The following is an 18,044-nucleotide window of genomic DNA, read 5'->3' on the forward strand; positions in this document are numbered from 1 at the left end:
CGACAGCCAATCTCCCCTCACAAGCAGGGAGGTCAGCAGCCTCAGCGCTGAGCCCTCTCCATGAACGACGCGCGCCATCCCCTGCCGCGGCACCCGGCCCTGCCCGCGCCTCCCTGGCCCAGGCAGCGGCCGCAGGTCTCCTTCATCGTCTGCACGCGTGACCGCGCGGCGGTGCTGGAAGCCTGCATCGATTCGATCCGTGCCGCCTGTCTTGCGCATCCCGCCTTCGCCGCCGAACTGGTGGTGGTCGACAACGGCTCGCGCGACGGCACGGCGGAATATCTTTCCCGGATCGCCGCGAGCTCCGACATTCCACTTACGGCGATCTCAGAGCCGCGGCCCGGGCTGGCGGCGGCGCGCAATGCGGGGCTGGCGCGGGCGCGCGGGCACGTGCTGGTCTTCAACGACGACGACTGCAGGCTCGACCGCAACTACCTCGCCGACCTCCAACGGCATTATGCAAGCGGTGAGAAATGGCTGATCCGCGGCGGCCGCGTCGAACTCGGCGATGCGCGCGACCTGCCCTTCACCATCAAGCGCTGCGACGAGCGCCAGCGGCTGACGCCCGCCGTGCATCCGGGCGGCTTCGTGCTCGGCTGCAACATGACCATGCATCGCGACGTCGCCGCTCGCATCGGCCCCTTCGACGAACGCTTCGGCGCCGGCGGGCCGCTGCGCTCGGCGGAAGACACCGACTACCTGGTGCGCGCCATGCTCGCCGGCATGGCGGTGGAATATGTGCCCGACATGACGATCTTCCATCACCACGGCCGGCGTGGCCGCAAGGCGATCGATCGGCTGCACCGCGACTATCATTTCGGCAATGGCGCGCTGTGTCTCAAGCATTTCCGCTGGGCGCCATGGCTGCTTCGCCATTTCTACTGGGCGGCGCGTGCCGCCACGCGCGAGCTGATCGGCGGCCCGCGCTTCGACCAGGATCTCAGGCTCTCGCACTGGCCGATCGTTTTGATGAACCTCGCGGGCGCGGCGAAATTCATGGCGCTCGTGCTGGCGGGGCGGCCCGATCGGCAGCCGCGGCGCGCTGAGGATGCGGCCGAGGCCAGTGCGGAGGCCGGCACGCCATGAGCGGGCACCCGACACTGGCGATGCTGCGGCGGGCGCTCGGCCGCCGTCAGCTCGGCCTGCTGCCCGTCGTGGTCGCGCTCGGGCTTGCCAGTGCTGCGCTCGAAGGCTTCGGCATCGGGCTGATCATTCCGCTGCTCGGCATCATCATGGGACATGGCGAGGCGACCGGCATGGCCGGACTCTCCGCCCTGCTGCAGAAGGTCGGCGCCGGGCTCGGCGAGCGCGAGCGGCTGATCGCGATTTCGGCCGCGATCCTCGGCTCGATCCTGCTCAAGAACCTGCTTGCCTTCGCCAATGCGGTGCTGACCGCGCATATCTACGGCAAGGCCGGTCAATCGATCCGCGGCGCGCTCGCCGAACGCCTGCTCAGCGTCGGCTATCCGTTCTTCCTGAAGGAGAGCCCAGGGCGGCTGCTCAACATCATCTCCAACGAATCCTGGCGGGCGTCGGACGCCATGCAAGGGGTGCTGGGCGCGATCGTCAGCGCCTCGGCGGCGGTTATCCTGCTTGCCTTCCTGCTGCTCTTATCCTGGCAGATGACGCTGCTGGTGATGCTCGGCCTGGCGCTGGTGCAAGCGGCACATATGGTGCTGTCGGCCCATCTCAAGGGCCCGAGCCGCAGCGTCGCGGCCCGCAACAGCGCTTTAGCCTCGCAGATGCTGCACCTGGTGCATGCCGGCCGTCTCATCCGCATCTTCGGCCAGGAGGCGCGCGAGAAGGCGGCGTTCGAGAAGGCATCGGACAGCGTGCGGCGGGCGGCCTTCACGCTTTCTAAACGCCAGGGCGCGCTGGCGCCGCTCACCGAAGTGCTGCACGCCGTGCTGTTCCTGGCGGTGGTGATCGGCGCCTGGCTTGCCGGCTTGAGCTTCCCGCTGGTCGCCGCCTTCCTCATCCTGCTTTACCGCCTGCAGCCGCATGTGCGCGCGCTGCAGATGACCTGGAGCCAGCTGCAGGGGCTTTCCGGCTCGCTGGAGGAGGTGAGCTGGCTGCTCGACCCCGAGGGCAAGCCCGCGCCGCCCACGGGCAGCCGCCCGTTCGCGGGACTCGGCGAGAAGATCGCCTTCGAGGGCGTCAGCTTCAGCTATGCCAATGAGGAGCAGCGCGCGGCGGTGCTGCATGCGGCGAGCTTCGACATCGTGAGCGGCCGCTCGACGGCGCTGATCGGCCGCTCCGGCGCCGGCAAGACGACCATCGTCAACCTGCTCTGCCGCTTCGTCGAGCCCGATGGCGGCCGCATCCTCGTCGACGGCGCGCCGCTCGGCGAGATCGACCCGGCCCAATGGCGGGCGCACATCGCTTTGGCCAGCCAGGAGCTGGAGCTGGTCGACGGCACCATCCTCGACAACATCACCTACGGCAAGGACACGGCCAGCGCGGAAGAGGCGCGCCGCGCGGCCAAGCTCGCCGAGGCGCATGGCTTCATCGAGACACTGCCGCAGGCCTACCAGACGGTGGTCGGCTATCGCGGCGTCAACCTGTCGGCCGGGCAAAGGCAGCGCATCGCGCTGGCGCGAGCGCTGCTGCGCGACCCCGACATTTTGATCCTCGACGAAGCCACAAATGCGGTGGACGGGCTCTCGGAAGCGGCAATCGTGGAAACGCTGAAATCGCGCGCCGGCCGCCGCACCACGATCGTCATCAGCCATCACCACTCGACCATCGCGTTCTGCGACGACCTGGTGATCCTGGAGCATGGGCGGGTGAAGAAGCAGGCGCCGTTCGCGGAACTGGCGGCGCGCAGCATGGATGAGCTGTACCAGCCGGAGTGAGGGCTTTCTTTGCGAGGGAAGTGGCGAAGGTTGGCGCGAGACACCCCCCTCTGCCCTGCCGGGCATCTCCCCCGCAAGGGGGGAGATTGGCAGCTCCGGCTGCCGCGCTCTTCATGCTCCGTCGGAAGTTGGCGAAAGCGGCGACGACATCTGATCTCCCCCTTGCGGGCCCTTGCGGGGGAGATGTCCGGCAGGACAGAGGGGGGTGCTGTCCCGCCGGCGCTAAACCAGCTTCACCCCGCCATCGCGAGCGGCGCGGCGCTCTTGTTGGGGATCTGGATGTCGATCTCCAGCGTCGACATGGTGGCGCCGCGATCCATCGAGACCTGGAGATAGTCCTGGTCGATCTGCACATGCTTGGCAATGACGGCCATGATCTCCTCGCGCAGGATGGAGACGAGGTCTGGCTGGCCACGGCTCTGGCGTTCATAGGCGAGCAGCAGCTGCAGCCGCTCGCGCGCCACAGGCGCACTGGTGCGCCGCTTGAAGAGGTCGAGAATGCTCATGCCGCCCTCCTTCCGAGAAGCCGTTCGAGGAAACCCTTGCGCTCGAAGGGGACGACCACCGGCAGGTCCTCGCCCTCCAGGCGCCGTGCCGCTTCGAGGTAGGCCTTGGCGGCGGTGTTGATCGGCTCGCTGAGCGTCACCGGCGCGCCGAGGTTGGAGGCCCTGAGCACATCCTGGCTTTCCGGGATGATGCCGAGCAGCGGCGTCGAAAGGATCTCCAGCACGTCGTCGATCGACAGCATCTCGCCGCGCGAGGCGCGCGTCGCGTCATAGCGCGTGACCAGCACGTGCTTCTGGATCAGCTCGCCCTGCTCGGCCTTCATGGTGCGGGCGTCGAGCAGGCCGATGATGCGGTCGGAATCTCGCACCGACGACACTTCCGGGTTGGTGACGATGACCGCCTCGTCGGCGAAGCGCATGGCAAGCTGGGCGCCGCGCTCGATGCCGGCCGGGCTGTCGCAGAAGACATAGTCGAACACCGAGCGCAGCCGGGCGATGACTTCGGCAACGCCCTCCTCGGTCAGCGCGTCCTTGTCGCGCGTCTGCGAGGCCGGCAGCAGATAGAGCGTCTCCAGCCGCTTGTCGCGGATCAGCGCCTGCGACAGTTTTGCGGTGCCCTGGATAACGTTGACGAGGTCGAACACCACGCGGCGCTCGGCGCCCATGATGAGGTCGAGATTGCGCAGGCCAACGTCGAAATCGACCAGCGCAACCTTCTTGCCGGTCTTGGCCACGGCAGCGCCGAGCGCGGCCGTCGAGGTTGTCTTGCCGACGCCCCCCTTGCCCGAGGTGACCACGACTACCTTGCCCATATATCCAGCCTCCGTTGGCGATTTTTATTCTCTGGCCGTGCCGGGCACGGCGGACTCATGAAGGACAATGGCACGCGAAACCGGTCCGAAGCTTGCGCGGCCAAAGACTCAGCCGAGCGGCACCACGCACAGCGCATCGTTTTCGAGGAAGGCCTGCACCGCCTTGCCGCGCGAAACGCCTTCCATCTCCTCGGCCGTGGTGTACCAGCCGTCGACGGCGAGCAGCTCGGCCTCATTCTTGCGGCAGAAGATGCGCGCCGATGTGTTGCCTTCCGAGCCGGCGATCGCCCGGCCGCGCAGCGTGCCGTAGACATGGATCGAGCCGCCGGCGACGATTTCCGAGCCGGACGCGACCGAGCCCAGCACGATGACGTCGCCATGCGGATGAAAGACCGACTGCCCCGAGCGGATCGGCGCCTTGATCATCAGCGTGCCGGCGGAAGGCTCGTGCCGTGCCGGTACAGCACCCTGCCCCGACCCGGCCGGTTCCGACTTGGCTGCTTCGGCGGCTCGCGCGTTCTGCGCATCGAGCTTCGCCAGTTCATCCTGCGGCGCCCTCATTTGCCCCGGCTGCACGTCCTCGACCGTAGCCGTCTCGACCGTGATCTCTTCCGCCTTCGCCTTGCGCGCGGCCCTGCCCAGCAACCCCTCGGCGGTCGCCTCCTTGGCGCCGGCGAGCAGCGGCGGCAAATCGGGGCCGAGCTCGGCGCCCTCGAGCTCGATCGCATAGACGCGGATGCCGCGCCGGGCGAGCGTGCCGACAAGTGCAGCGATCTCCTCCGGGCCCGACTTCAAAGTATTGAGATCCAACACTACCGGGCGGCCGTTGAAATAGCCCGGCGAGTTGCCGATCCAGTGATCGAGCCCCTCCAGCCACTCGTCGATCGGCGCCTCCGGCGTCAGCGTGAAAGCGACGAAGGAGCGGGCGCGGAAGCGGATGGATTTGTTGTGCAAAGGGGCGGCGAAGGTCACGGCCAGACGAATCCTTACTCAATGGTTAAAGGGTGCCGGGCGAATGGTTAACAAAAGGTTAATTTTGCGGGTGGCGGCCGCTGAGGAACTGGCGCGGCTAAGTTTTGTGGCGGGGTGGTCACAGTGCCTGCCCCCGTGTCTAACCAGCACACAATTCGACACGAGGCGTGAGCTGGTAGGAGATGCTCAGCGGGGCTAGCGGGCCAACAATCTGCTCGGCATTTCGGAGCTTGTCGGCGGCAGATGAAGATCTGTATTTCGGCGCTTTCATCGGCGCCGGGCGGAAGCCCGCTATAGGAGTCGGGCGGCTCAGGCGCAATTAGTCGCCCGGAAGCTTTCAGGACAACGGCCTTCGATAATATTATTTCGCATCGCCTTGTCGCCGCTGCGGTTAAGCGCTATGTTTTTCAAATCGAACTTGTTGAACGAACGTTGTTTCTGCGCCTTGGCGCCCTGACGATCTTCCCTCTCAATTTCGAAGACTGCGACGTTTGGCACGCAGCCAGGCGGCGATGATTTGCGTCGATTTGAAAGGAAAATCGTATGACTACTGGAACCGTGAAGTTTTTCAACGCCACGAAAGGCTTCGGCTTCATCGAGCAGGGCAATGGGCAGCCGGACGTGTTCGTCCATATCTCCGCCGTCGAGCGCGCCGGAATGCGCTCGCTAGCGGAGGGCCAGAAGGTGAGCTTCGACATCGTGAAGAACCAGCGAAACGGCAAAAGCTCGGCGGAGAATATCCAGGCGGGCTGATGCCGTGCATCCATGGCCTTTGACCGCGGATGTACCGGCATTGGCCTTGGAGCACTTTGATCTTGCGGATGTCTTCGTCCCGAAACCGGCTCCCGATTTCGGGCAACATGTTTTGGGATTTTACGCATGTCTTCCCCTAACCGGTTTCCGATTTTGGGAGATATGCTTTGGAAGGTCGGGCTTGCCCGGCCTTCTTCATTTCAAATTGCGAGGTAGACCATGGCCGAAACCAGTGTGTTCAAGCCGAAGGGCGACGCCAAGAGCGAAGCCACCACGAAGACGGCGCGCACGATAATCGAGGGCGAAGCGGCAGCGCGGCAGGCAAAGACGGAACGGCTCCGCGCGGCCAGGCTCGCCCGCGGGCCGGTTGAAGCGGAGCCAAAGAAGAAGCCGGCAAGGCGAAAATAGCGACGGAGGTCTTGGGGAAGTCCACTTCTCCCGACGCGATTCGACTCGACTTCCCGCGGCTGGGAATCGCCGATCCAATTCCCTTCAGCCGAACTATCCCAAAGGCCGGATGGCCGGGCCGTTGAGGACAGTCCCGTCCGGCGCGAACTGCGAGCCGTGGCAGGGGCAATCCCAGCATTGCTCGGTCGAATTCCAGTGCACGATGCAGCCGAGATGCGTGCAACTGGCCGAATGCCGGTGCAGCTTGCCGTCGCGATCGCGGCACACGGCGAACTTGCTCAAGCCGTCCTGAAGTATGCCGCCTTCGCCGGGCTCGAGGGCGTCGGCCGACTTGACCTCACCGGGCAGCAAATAGCCGGCAAGGTTCTTCACCGTCGTAAGATTCTCATTGACGTAGTGCGCGAGCGCGGCGGGCGGCGTCCGGTCGGGGGCGTAGACGGCTTCCCAGGAGTTCGATCCGTCCACGATCAGATCGCGGATCAGCAGTCCGGCCAAGGCGCCATGCGTCATGCCCTGGCCGGAGTCGCCGGTGGCGATGAAGACGTTGCCGTTGCCGGGGCTTCGGCCAATGAAGCCGCAAAAGTCGATCGTTTCGAGGACCTGGCCGGACCATCGCGCTCGTTCTCCGCCAAGATCGGGCACCAATGCCCTGATCCAGGCCTCGAGCGCGACAAAGCGCGCCGCGCCGTCATCCGCTTCGCCCGATTTGTGATCGCGGCCGCCGGCTATGAGACAGTCCGTCTTGCCGGGGCCGGGATTGAGGCGGACATAATAATAGGGATCGTCCATATCCCAGTAGAGCGCATCCGGGAGGGTTCCCCTGGCAATATCGAAAGCCATTGCATAGGTGCGGTAAGGCGCCATCTTGCTGTGGATCTTGACCCAGGTGTTGATCGGGGAATTGGTGGCAAACACTGCGTTCGAAGCCGTTACGGTGGAGCCGCCGTCGCATTTCAGGCGAACCTTGTCCCCCTCCTCGATTTCGGTGGCGGCGCTGTCGGCGAATGCCTTGCCGCCTCGTTTCTCGAAATCGGCCAGCAGCGCGCGCAAATATTTCAGCGGGTGGAAGGTCGCCTGGTCTGGATAGCGCAGGATGGGCGCCGATTCATGGCCCTTGAGCGGCACACCCTTGCCATGCTCAGCTTCGGCGCCGATCTTTGCCGCAGCCGCATACTCCTTGTTGCATTCTCTGGCGGCCTCTTTCTCGTCCATCCATGCCGCCGGGAACAGGAAGCCGTCCAGCCGGCGGAAATCGCAGTCGATCTCCAGCGTGGCGACATGGCGTTCGATGCGGTCGACGGCGGCTTGCTGGCTTTCCTGGAATCCGCGCGCCAGAGCCTCGCCGCGCATGTCGATCAGCGCGCTCAAGCCGTCGTCGCAGATGGGTGCCAGATGGGCGGTCGTGCGCGATGTCATGCCGCCGAGCAAGGGGCCGCGATCCACGAGCACCACCTTGCGTCCCGCCAAGGCCAGTTCGTAGGCGATGGAAACGCCGGCGATGCCGGCGCCGACGACCGCTACGTCACAATGCTCATCCTGCTCGAGGCGAGGCGCGTTGGGCAAGCTGGTGTCGAGTGTCCAAAAAGATCTGGTCGCTTCGCTGCTGACGTTCATTGTCTGCCTCGTCGAAACGAAATCGGATGCCCGCGCCGAATGCTGCTCGGCCGGGTTGCAGATCATCGTGACCGGCTCCACCCTAACGGCTAGGTGCTCTTGAGCGTTCCGTTCATCCCGTTCGGGTAAAAGCCGCCCTTGCCCACACCCGACTGATCGGTCAGATAGACGATGCGCAGCACCTCCTGCGGCGTCCTTGTGAAGGCAATCGCATCCGGCGTCGAAGGAACGACGTTGGCCTTGCCGTCGACCTGAATGCCCTGGTCTTTGTCCTCGTTCCCATCGATCTTGTCGCGTGCGTCGGAAACTGCATTCGCCGCCTTCCAGGCCTTCTCGCCCATGCGATAGAGCGACGACCGCGCCATTCCCATGTGATAGGCCTCGACCGCGAGAATTCCAGCCGCGGCAGCGAGGAATTCCTTGTTCTTCAGGACAGTTGCCGCACCGGCGTAGGCCGTCACACCGACGTCCTCGAACAGCATGCCGCCGAGCACGAAATTCATCTGGTTGCCAAACGCATCGAAATCGTCGCCGAGGCCGGCCGCCTTGGCGACCGCGGCAAAGCCGGCATCGAAATCGATCGCCGGCCGGTCCACCGCGTTCGACGCCAGCGTCTTGCGATAGAACCTGACATGGGCAAGTTCGTTTTCCGCGACCTCGCGCATGAATTCACCGAGCGCGGGCGTATCGAAGGCAACCTTTTTGCCGCCGACGACATCGCCGGGTTTGGAACCGATGTCCGAGTCATCGATGCCTTTTCCCGTGGTGCCGCGGAGGTAATATTCAGCCTCCATATATTCCAGGTTGAGCGCGAAGCGGAAAATGTCTTCGTCCTTTATGTCGTCCTGCGCGGCAGCAGACGAAGTCGAAGCAACGCCGGCCGCTGAAGCAATGGTCGCTCCAAGACCGATTTGCAGTGCCCGGCGGCGACAAACATGAAGTGAAGGCGTGACAGCGGTCATAGCTTCCTCCCGAAGCCCGCCTGTCAACCGGTTTGGCCTCAATGAGCGGGCCAGCCGCCAAACTTCGCAGAAGGCAGAATGTTCCTGAAAAGAAGCCGATATGGCTTTGCCTGGGGGAGCCTGATGCGGCCGCGATACGGCTCGCGTGGCGCCGGTGCGGTTTTGCGCAGCCAATGGCTCGAGCCCTGTCGCCCAGGTCGGCGCCGGGCTTGCAGGCAGGGCGGCGACGGGCGCCTCGCCGCGACCTCCGGGCCATGAACAAGGCCCAGGAGATCGCCTGCCGCGCTCGGCTTCGCGCTCCAGCCTGACGAGAGCTCAAGCCGCCAGCTCCACCTCACGGGCTGCGACGATCATGACGCCGGCGAGCAGGCCGTAGGCGGCTTGCCAGGCCTCGCGGACCTGAGGCGTGAAGGCCTCGCCCAGGCCCGCCTCCAGCGTCTCGATCAGCGCCTGGCCGACGATCGGATAATGATGCTCCTCGACGCCATAGCCGACATGGCACCTGGCGAGATCCTGCACGGCGGGCAGGATGGTCTCGGCGCGGGAAAGGCCATGCACGACGAAGCCCAGCGCCGCCATCAGCTTGGCGCCCTGCCTGCTCATGTCCGTTGCGCGAAACAGCCCCTTGAGGCTGGCGTCAATGGCAAACAGCTTCTCGTAGAACAAGGCCGCGGCCGCCTCCTTGATCGGCACGACCTCGCGAAAACTGTCCTGCACAAGCCTGATCTGGTCGGATGTCATCGGCGTGCTCCTCCGCATTTGCTAGGCTGCAAACATCCGGCGCGAGCGTTTCGCTGGCATGCCGGTTGTGGAGCGGGTGTGTTTCAGGCGTGTGTTGGGCGGGTATCGTGTTGCGGAAACTCCACCTCGGCTGCCATCAGCCGCTTCGCCGCATCCGCCGCGGCGCTGCAATAGCTCTGGTCGCCGTGGATCAGGATCATCACCATGGCGCCCTCGATCAGCAGGAATAGCTCGCGGGCCCGCTCCTTCGGCGACGGCACCTTCGCTTCGGCGAGCAGCATTTCCAGATGACGCTCCATCAGCGCCTTGTGCTGGCGCGCGATCACGCGCGCGGGGTGGCCGGACAGGTCGGCAAGCTCGATCGCCAGCCGGGTGAAGCCGGAGCCCGCCCAGCGCGGCTTGGACGACCACTTGACCAGCCCCTCGAAAAGCTTGTCGATCAGCACGTCCGCGCCGCCCGAAAACTCGATGCCGTAATTCTGGAAGTCGGCGAATGTACGCTCATGCTGCGAAGCGAGCACGGCGGTCAAGAGCGCGTCCTTGCTGTCGAAATGATAGTAGAGCGTGCGCTTGGTGACGCCGGCGGCATCGGCGATCTCGTCCATGCCAACGCGGAAAAAGCCCCGGCGGCGAAACAGCTTGTAAGCCGCCTGGAGGATCTCGGGCCTGGTCTCGTCGGACGCTCTGGGCATGGGGCGCGCTGCCGTTGCCGTAAGTATACTCGCTAGTGAATTTACATCAGCGGCCACGCGACCTTCAATAATCAGCATTCGCTAATATTTTATGGGAGGACGACGATGGAACGAGCAGTCCCCACGCCACTCGATGTTCCGACGGGCATCGTGACTTTGCCCGACGAGATCAGGGCAACATCGGCGGCGCCGCAACTGCTCAAGGGCATGACCTGCATCGAGGACCTGCGCCGGGCCGCGAGCCGCCGCGTGCCGCGCGTCTTCTTCGACTATGCGGAGTCCGGCTCCTATGCCGAGCAGACGCTGCGCGCCAACCGCGCCGACCTGGAGCGCATCACGCTCAAGCAGCGCGTCCTGGTCGATGTCGAGCAGCGCGACACGGCAACCACGATCCTCGGTGAGAAGGTGTCGCTGCCGATAGCCCTTGCACCGATCGGCCTCGGCGGCATGCAATGGGCCGATGGCGAGATCCTCGCCTGCCGGGCGGCAAAAGCCGCGTGCATTCCCTATACGATGAGCACGATGTCGATCTGCTCGATCGAAGATGTGGCGCAAGCTGTCGGCAAGCCATTCTGGTTCCAGCTCTATGTGATGAAGGATCGCGGCTTCGTGCGCTCGCTCATCGAACGCGCCGACGCCGCGCGCTGCAGCGCGCTGGTACTCACGGTCGACCTGCAAGTGCTGGGCCAGCGCCACGCCGATGTCAGGAACGGGCTTTCGGTGCCGCCGGCGCTCAAACTTCGCACGATCGTCGACATCGCCAGCCGCCCGGCCTGGGCGGCCCGCATGCTTTCGGCCAAACGCTGGACCTTCGGCAACCTCGCCGGCCATGTGAAGGGCGAGGACAGCATCAAGGCGGTGGCGGATTGGGTGGCGCATCAGTTCGACGCGACGCTGAGTTGGAGCGATGTCGACTGGATCAGGAGCATCTGGCCGGGCAAGCTGATCCTCAAGGGCATCCTCAATGTCGACGACGCGCGCAGCGCCAGCAGGGCCGGCGCCGACGCCATTGTGGTGTCCAACCATGGCGGCCGGCAGCTTGACGGCGCGCCGTCAACCATCTCGATGCTGCCGAGGATAGCGGACGCGGTGGGCTCCGATGTCGAGATGCTGTTCGACGGCGGCGTGCGCTCAGGCCAGGATCTGATGCGGGCGCTGGCTCTCGGTGCCCGAGCCTGCCTGGTCGGACGCGCCTATATCTACGGCCTCGGCGCCGGCGGCGAGGCGGGCGTGGCGACGGCAATCGACATTCTGCGCAAGGAGTTGTCCGTCACCATGGCGCTGACCGGGACAACGAGCGTCGCGGAGATTGATGGCCGAGTGCTGAATTGAGCCGATCATCTCCCGTTCGCGGCGGGAAGGTGCCGAAGGGCGGCGCTAACGTTAGCCATTCGATATGCACCCCCCCGCTGGTCTACCGACCATCCCCCCCCAAGGGGCGCCTTCAGGAGCCAAGCGTCACTTCGCAGGAACGTGGGCCTGCCCTACTCGCACTGCCGGCGCGGGCCGCCGTCATAGGGCTGGTAAGTGTTGTCCTGCGGATCGTAGGAGCGATAGCGGCTGAAGCAGGAGTCGATATGATCGCCCGACATTTGCGGGCCCAGCAGCCGATCCCTGGAAGGCTGGTCTTCCGGCAAAATCTCTTCCGGCGGGCCGCCATAAGTCGTCGCGTAGCCGTCCCGTGTCGTGGCGTAGCCTTCCACCTCGGCCTGGTCGTCAGTCACCTCGCCTTGATTGTTCATCCAGGGCTGATCGGGTTGGTGCCCGTCGGTCGAGGCTGTGCGATCGCCGCCCGGATCGAAATAGGGCGAGATGCAGGGGCGAGTCTCCCCGCTGTAGGAGCGGTAGCTGTTTTCTTGCGGGCGGTAGCTGCGATAGCGGTTGGCGCACCATTCGAGATGCGCGGCGGGCAATTGTGCCTGCTGGGCCGGCGCCTGCTGCGAAGGCTGTTCAGCCGCATCGGCCTGGCCCGTCTGTGAACCATTGGGCGGAGAGATCTCGGGCAAGGGCTGCAACTGCCGCGGCGCGGCGGCTTGCGGCGTTGGGAGAGCTGCGGTCTGCGTGGCCGTATCCGCCGCTTTGGCCCCCTCGTCCGCCTTAACGGACGCGCCGGCGGCCTGCTGGGCCGGGATGCGCTCGAGATCCTGCTTCGCCGGATCGACGGGCCTGGCGTCCTTGGTCCAGAGCTCCGAAACGCCGATCGCCGGCGTTGCCTGGCGCACCGGCTTGGCGGCCAGCAGCCAAGTGGCGAAGGCGAGCCCTGAGGCAAACACGGCCAGGGTCAGCACGAAGCCGCCGACGATTCCCAACAATGCCTTCACGCTGCTCTCCTTCGACCCCCCGCTATACAATGCGGGGGGCGGGATGGGAGTTCCTCTGCCGCCTCTCGAGATGAGGAACTAGGCGACCACCTCGCCATACTCCCTCACCTTCCCGTCCTGCCCGCGAATCCGCCATGTCTCGCTGTCCCGGCCCTCGATGTGGCTGGGGCCGAGCGGCACCTTGCCGCCGCCATCGGGCAGATCGATGACATAGGTCGGGTTGCAGATGCCGGAGAGGCGCCGGCGCAGTTCCGCGGCCAGCGCCTGGCCCTCGGCAATCGTGGTGCGGCGGTGCGCCATGCCCGGCGCCAGATCACCATGGTGAAGATAGTAAGGTTTTACGCCCAGCCGATAGATCAGCTCGCGGCAGAGCTCTTCCAGCACCTCGACCTTGTCGTTGACGCCCTTCAAGAGAACGCTCTGGTTAAGCAGAACAAAACCCGCCTGACGCATGGTCCGGCAAGCCGTTTCGGTGTCCGGCGTGATCTCGCGTGGGTGGTTGAAGTGAGTGACCACCGTCACCATCAGCCTTCCTTGCAGGGCCGCCACAAGGCCGGGCGTGATGCGCGACGGCAGCGCCACCGGCACGCGGGTGTGGATGCGCAGGAGCCGGACATGCGGGATGGCCTCGATGCGGGCGCGGATTTCGGCGAGCGCCTTGTCGGGCAGCGACAGCGGATCGCCGCCGGTCAGGATCACCTCGCGGATCTCGCTATGTTGGGCAATGTAAGCGAGGGCCGGCTCCAGCGCCTCGCGCGTATAGCCGCGGCCGATCGAAGTCAGCGCCTCCTTGCGAAAACAAAAGCGGCAATAGACCGCGCATTGATAGGTCGGAAACAAGAGCACGCGGTCGGCATGGCGATGGGTCAGCCTGGGCACCGGGCTGAAGGCGTGATCGCCGATCGGATCGCCGAGCTCGCCCTCGGCAGTGATCAATTCGTCCGGCGATGGGATCACCTGCGCGCGGATCGGATCGTTCGGATCGTTCCAGTCGATCAGGTCGAGATAGGCTTTCGGCACGCGCACCTTGTGGGCGGCGGCGGCTTGCTGCGCAGCGGCGCGCTCGGCCGGTGAGAGCGGCAGGGCTGCGAGGTCGCGCACATGGCGCACGCCGGCACGCACGTCGTCCTGCCAGGCGGCGTCGGGTCCGCGCGCGGCTTCCTTGAGATCGGTATCTGAGGTCATTGGGGTCTCGGTACGAACTTGCGCGGGATATCGGCCGGATGGATGGCCGGGTCAATCGTTTTGGTTGCCGCAGAGCGGTGGAGCGGCGCCGAGACCGGCCGGGCCTGATGCCCGGCTTGTCTCGTGGCTTTGAGCGCGACGAAATTGGCGCTAATTTGGCGCAGGCTTCGGGGGGCGACACGAATGAATTTCAGCGCAGGCCATGGCTACCTTCTCATCGGCGGACTCATCCTGGTCGGCGCCGGGCTGCTGATCATTTCGCTGATCGTCAATCTGCGCGTGGCGCACAGCGTGCGCGAGGAACTGCGCCATCGCGAAAAGCTGCTGGAATATTATCGCAACATCTTTTCGCAGCTGGGCGTGATCCTGATCGGCATCGGCGTTTCGCTGTTCATCTTCTTCTTCCAGCAGAACTATCAGGACCAGCGCAAGCGCGAGACCGAGCTGCAGCAGGTTCTCGCCAAGCTGGCGGCGCGCGTTGCCCGCGGCGCCCCGGTCATCGAAACGCTGGGCGAGTTCGACGAGATACTGGATGAGGGCAGCGCCTATGTCGGCCCCGAACACGGCGGAAGCAACGCCGCGATCACCGCCAGGGGAACGGAGCTCGCCAAGCAGGTCGAAAAGATCCTGCTGGTCGAACGTGATGTCGATGTTCGAGACTTCGAAATCCTGAACCTGTCGCGCGACCTCGAAGCCACCTTTGTCGTCAACGAGATCGATCCGACGCTGTGGTTCAACATCGTGCGCGACGAGAACGAGATCAAATACGCGACGACGCAGTTAGCCCTCGACTACAAGGACCTGCATGAGGCGATCGGCGACGAGGCGGTGGAGGCCGCGGTCGCCAAGCCCGACAAGGAACCGAAGATCAAGCACGAGGTGCTCGACATCCTCTATGACGCCGACCTGCTGCGCCAGCGCAGCAGGCGGTTTCTCGCCCGCGCCTGCTGGCTCTTCAGCAAGGGCAAGAGTTTCGTCGCCCTTGCACCGGTTGATGCGATCGAGACCGACACCAAATCGCAACAGGAATGGATCGACCGCGCGAAACCGGTCCTGACGCAGACAAAGACGGGCAGCGGCGACTGCTTCAAGCTGCTCCGCTACGGGCAGGCATCCTGAGCCCGCTGGTCTTTGCTTGATACATGTCGTTCACCCAGAATCGCCGCACGGCTCTGGGTGAAGCGATCAGTCCCCCACCCGCTGCAGCCTGCCCAGATGATTGTCGTCGAGGAACTCCATCGTCATCGCCGAGGCCTTGCCGTCGGGGCCGACGACGAAGCTCACGCCCGCCGGCCGGTCCGGCGTCTCGGCGTCGGGATGGGTCAGGAACAGATCGCCGTCGAAATGCGTCAGCGAATAGGACCGCGCTCCGGCCGGTCCGACCTCGAGCACAAGGCCGTCGCCCGCGCTCGACACGGTCGCGCCGCCGATGAAGTCATTGCCGTAGCGGCCGGAATAGGCGCTGGCCGGCCGGGCCGGCCTTGGCGGAGACGGAGGCGCGGCATATTCGGCCTTGGCCGCGGCGATCGCCGGACCCAGCATCCCGGCATAGATTCCGTCCCAGGCCTCGACCCAGTCCTTTTCGACTTTTCCGTCGAAGACCAGATCGGCAAAGCTGTCGGACAACCCTTCCGGGACACCGGTCGGGAAGGCGTTCGTAAGGATAACGATGCCAAGCTTCTCCTGCGGAAACAGCGTCGCCACCGTACGCGCACCGACGCTGAAGGCGCCTGCATGGCCCCAGCTCAGGCCGTGCCGGCCGAAATCAATATTCCAGCCGAGGCCATAGAAAGACTCGCCTCCGGTTACCGGATTGCGGCCGAGCGCCATCTGAGGCAGATGCGTCTGTCGCAGCGCATCGGAAGCAATCAGCGTCCGGCCGGCATAAACCCCGTCGCCGAGCACCAGGCGCATCCATTGCATGAGATCGCGCGCGCTGGAATTCACGCCGCCCGCCGGTGCCTGAGGATCGACATTGCGCTTGACCTTTGCGGCCCAGACGCCGTCGATCTTGACATGCAGCGCGGCGCGATTGGCGCGGCTGATGAAGTCCGCGTGACGGGAGCTGGTCGCGGCCATTCCAAGCGGGCGGTAGAGCTTTTCCTCCGCGACCGTCTCCCAGGGCTTGCCTGTCGGCTTCGCGGCCGCCACGGCACCCTCGGTCAGCCCGAAATTGCTGTAGGAATAGCCGGCGCGAAAGCTCGACGATGGCGACACAAAGCGGAGGCGGCGAAGGATTTCGGCGCGGTCGTAGCCGATGCCCTCAAGGTCGTCTCCGGCAGTGCCGGGAAGGCCGCTGCGATGCGTGAAAAGATCGCGGATGGTGAGTTCGCCGGTGGGATAGGGATCGGCAAGGCGGAAGGCCGGATCGAGATCGGCGATCTTCGAATCCCAGGATACCACCCCGTCGCTGACCAGCGCGGCCACGACGGTAGCCGAGATCGGCTTCGAAAGGGAGGCGATCTGGAACACCGTGTCGGCGTCGACCGGCTCCGGTCTGCCGGCTTCGCGATGCCCGAAACCCTTGAGGAAGATCACCTTGTCGTCATGCACGACGCCGATGGCAAGGCCGGGGACCGCACCATCGGCGACGGCGGCTTGCGCCAGCGCTTCGAGCTTCGGCAAGGCGGCGGCGATGCGCGCGGGCGTGACGGGATCGGCCGATGCCGCGTGCGGCCAAAGCGCCAGTCCGGCGATGAAGGCCAAAACCGTCAAATGACAGAGATCCCGACCAAGCCGCATCGCGCGCTCCCTTCCCTGCATTCACCCTAAGATTGTACAGGCCGGCACCGGCCTGGCCAAGCCCTGCGCCGCCCTGATCATCCTCCCAATCGACTGGTGTGGCGCCGGGTGCGTCCCTCACCTCTGGGCCTGCGCCCGCCTTAGAAGATCCGGCCGTCCCCGACATCATGGCTGTGCTCTGGACACGAAAGCTTGCGTTCCTTCGCGCCCCCCTCTGTCCTGCCGGACATCTCTCCCACTTGGGGGGAGATCAGATGTGGCGCCGGCTTTCGCCAATCATCGACGGTGCAAAGGGAGAGCCGTCAGCGGAACTGCCAATCTCTCCCCTCGTGGGGAAGATGTCCGGCAGGACAGAGGGGGGCGCCGTAGAGCGCAACTGTCGCGGCGTGCCTCACCTCCTCGCCGACATCGAGCGGCAAGATCCAGCGGTTCCTGCTGAGGAAGGCGGAGGTAGAGAAGCGAAAGGCCGGATATTAAATTCGGGTTCTCCCCGGGATTCCGCCACGCAAAAGCCGCCAAGTCAGGCGAAGGCCACACGGGCTTTGGTTTGAATTGGGGTTATAGCATGCGGCTGGTCTGGGCGTTTTTGTTCGCGCTGGCGAGCGGCGTGGTTTTCGCGGCATCGCCGGAGGACGACTATATCGCCGCGCGCGACAAGGCGATTTCCGACATCGCGGCGCAGGAGAGCTCGAACGCGGAAGTGGAGGCGCTCGATGGCGCCAACACCAAGGCGCTGGCCGATCTGGAAAAGCGTCTTTCCGCCATTCTCGGCCCGCTTGCGGTCAAGGATTTTCCGGCAACCGGCACGATCAATCTGCAGAGCCTGAGCGCCTCCGATATTGGCTTCGGCATGCTGGACGGGCTGCGCTACGCCAAGAGCGATGCCGGCCCGAGCATCGTCGCGACGACCCGCGGGCTGGTCGAGCGCTGGCTGCGGTCCAAGGCTGACGAGGACGATGAAGGCCTCCGGCTGCCCGCCGGCATCGAGGAGGCGCTCAAGCTAGACGCCTTCTATACGCAGGCGATCGGCAGCGACGCCGCATTCGTGAAGACGCTCGACTTTTCACTGAAGAAGCCCGAAGGCGCCGATATCGCCGTCGCGCGGCTCGGCGGCTGGACGCAGGATGTCGGACCGATCTACGACCAGCAGGTCGTCGTCGCGGTCGTCAAGGGCGACCGCGTCCTGATCGCCGAGGCGCCCGCGTCCCCGCCCGTGCCGAAGATCGCGGCCTGCGAGGCGCTTTGGACCGCGGCGGACGCGGCTGCCCAGAAATTTCAGCAGACCTATCAGAACTCGGACCTGAAGGACCAGCAGGCCTATGATTCCGCCAACGCCGCCTGGGAAAAAGGCGACGGCGATTATCGCGCCTGCATGGGCGAGCGCCTGCCGGGCGATTCGGGCTTCCCGGCACTGCTTGCCGAGGCCCAGCAGCTTGCTGACCGGATGACCGGCAAATAGGCCCAGAGCGGTGAAGCGCTGA

General features: G+C 65.2%; 17 protein-coding genes. 7 read left to right on the top strand and 10 right to left on the bottom strand.

Annotation, left to right across the window (positions count from 1 at the left end):
• Positions 1-60: 60 nt before the first annotated feature.
• Together P9230_RS25675 and P9230_RS25680 are read left to right on the top strand one after the other, a co-directional pair.
• Positions 61-1,086: a glycosyltransferase gene (locus P9230_RS25675; RefSeq protein ID WP_095824628.1), complete on the top strand. Its 1,026-nt coding sequence runs from the start codon at positions 61-63 to the stop codon at positions 1,084-1,086.
• The gene (locus tag P9230_RS25680; RefSeq protein ID WP_278121031.1) at positions 1,083-2,855 is read left to right on the top strand and encodes an ABC transporter ATP-binding protein; all 1,773 of its coding nucleotides are present in this window, start codon (positions 1,083-1,085) and stop codon (positions 2,853-2,855) included. The genes P9230_RS25675 and P9230_RS25680 overlap by 4 nt, the downstream gene beginning before the upstream one ends.
• Positions 2,856-3,088: 233 nt before the next feature.
• Here the strand turns inward: P9230_RS25680 and minE are convergent, their stop codons facing one another.
• From minE to minC, 3 genes are all read right to left on the bottom strand, one after another.
• On the bottom strand, positions 3,089-3,361 hold the full coding sequence (gene minE / locus P9230_RS25685) for a cell division topological specificity factor MinE (RefSeq protein ID WP_042638296.1): 273 nt from the start codon (positions 3,359-3,361) through the stop codon (positions 3,089-3,091).
• Positions 3,358-4,173 (bottom strand): septum site-determining protein MinD, encoded by an 816-nt coding sequence (minD, locus tag P9230_RS25690; protein ID WP_067321964.1) that lies wholly within the window; start codon positions 4,171-4,173, stop codon positions 3,358-3,360. The genes minE and minD overlap by 4 nt, the downstream gene beginning before the upstream one ends.
• Before the next feature lie 108 nt (positions 4,174-4,281).
• Positions 4,282-5,145: a septum site-determining protein MinC gene (gene minC / locus P9230_RS25695; RefSeq protein ID WP_278121033.1), complete on the bottom strand. Its 864-nt coding sequence runs from the start codon at positions 5,143-5,145 to the stop codon at positions 4,282-4,284.
• Positions 5,146-5,688: 543 nt separating this feature from the next.
• Between minC and P9230_RS25700 the strand changes: the two genes are divergently transcribed.
• Together P9230_RS25700 and P9230_RS25705 are read left to right on the top strand one after the other, a co-directional pair.
• On the top strand, positions 5,689-5,898 hold the full coding sequence (locus P9230_RS25700; protein ID WP_066992896.1) for a cold-shock protein: 210 nt from the start codon (positions 5,689-5,691) through the stop codon (positions 5,896-5,898).
• A gap of 219 nt (positions 5,899-6,117) precedes the next feature.
• Positions 6,118-6,306 carry a hypothetical protein gene (locus P9230_RS25705; protein WP_066992893.1) on the top strand — a complete coding sequence of 63 codons (189 nt, stop codon included), beginning with the start codon at positions 6,118-6,120 and terminating at the stop codon, positions 6,304-6,306.
• 93 nt (positions 6,307-6,399) lie between these two features.
• Here the strand turns inward: P9230_RS25705 and P9230_RS25710 are convergent, their stop codons facing one another.
• From P9230_RS25710 to P9230_RS25725, 4 genes are all read right to left on the bottom strand, one after another.
• Positions 6,400-7,920, bottom strand: coding sequence for an FAD-dependent oxidoreductase (locus P9230_RS25710; RefSeq protein ID WP_278086755.1), 1,521 nt, complete (start codon positions 7,918-7,920; stop codon positions 6,400-6,402).
• Between the two features lie 89 nt (positions 7,921-8,009).
• Positions 8,010-8,882 (bottom strand): ferritin-like domain-containing protein, encoded by an 873-nt coding sequence (locus P9230_RS25715; RefSeq protein ID WP_127324537.1) that lies wholly within the window; start codon positions 8,880-8,882, stop codon positions 8,010-8,012.
• A 315-nt stretch (positions 8,883-9,197) separates the two neighbouring features.
• Complete coding sequence (locus P9230_RS25720; RefSeq protein WP_278121036.1) at positions 9,198-9,623, bottom strand: globin family protein; 426 nt, start codon at positions 9,621-9,623, stop codon at positions 9,198-9,200.
• Between the two features lie 83 nt (positions 9,624-9,706).
• Positions 9,707-10,315, bottom strand: coding sequence for a TetR/AcrR family transcriptional regulator (locus P9230_RS25725; protein ID WP_164746757.1), 609 nt, complete (start codon positions 10,313-10,315; stop codon positions 9,707-9,709).
• Positions 10,316-10,522: 207 nt separating this feature from the next.
• Between P9230_RS25725 and P9230_RS25730 the strand changes: the two genes are divergently transcribed.
• A complete protein-coding gene (locus P9230_RS25730; RefSeq protein WP_164747392.1) occupies positions 10,523-11,647 on the top strand; it encodes an alpha-hydroxy acid oxidase in 1,125 nt (374 codons plus the stop codon).
• Between the two features lie 152 nt (positions 11,648-11,799).
• Here P9230_RS25730 and P9230_RS25735 read toward each other — a convergent pair whose 3' ends face one another.
• Positions 11,800-12,636, bottom strand: coding sequence for a BA14K family protein (locus P9230_RS25735; RefSeq protein ID WP_127324535.1), 837 nt, complete (start codon positions 12,634-12,636; stop codon positions 11,800-11,802).
• A 78-nt stretch (positions 12,637-12,714) separates the two neighbouring features.
• The gene (locus tag P9230_RS25740) at positions 12,715-13,821 is read right to left on the bottom strand and encodes a KamA family radical SAM protein (RefSeq protein WP_278121038.1); all 1,107 of its coding nucleotides are present in this window, start codon (positions 13,819-13,821) and stop codon (positions 12,715-12,717) included.
• A gap of 183 nt (positions 13,822-14,004) precedes the next feature.
• On the opposite strand from P9230_RS25740, the gene P9230_RS25745 reads away from it, so the two are divergent.
• A complete protein-coding gene (locus P9230_RS25745; RefSeq protein WP_278121040.1) occupies positions 14,005-14,940 on the top strand; it encodes a hypothetical protein in 936 nt (311 codons plus the stop codon).
• Positions 14,941-15,006: 66 nt separating this feature from the next.
• On the opposite strand, the gene P9230_RS25750 is transcribed toward P9230_RS25745, so the two are convergent.
• Positions 15,007-16,563: a serine hydrolase gene (locus tag P9230_RS25750; protein WP_278121041.1), complete on the bottom strand. Its 1,557-nt coding sequence runs from the start codon at positions 16,561-16,563 to the stop codon at positions 15,007-15,009.
• 565 nt (positions 16,564-17,128) lie between these two features.
• Between P9230_RS25750 and P9230_RS25755 the strand changes: the two genes are divergently transcribed.
• Entirely contained in the window at positions 17,129-18,022 is an 894-nt protein-coding gene (locus P9230_RS25755) for a hypothetical protein (protein WP_278121043.1), read from the top strand.
• The last annotated feature ends 22 nt before the right edge of the window (positions 18,023-18,044 follow it).

This window comes from Mesorhizobium sp. WSM4887 (assembly GCF_029625865.1).
Classification (GTDB): domain Bacteria; phylum Pseudomonadota; class Alphaproteobacteria; order Rhizobiales; family Rhizobiaceae; genus Mesorhizobium.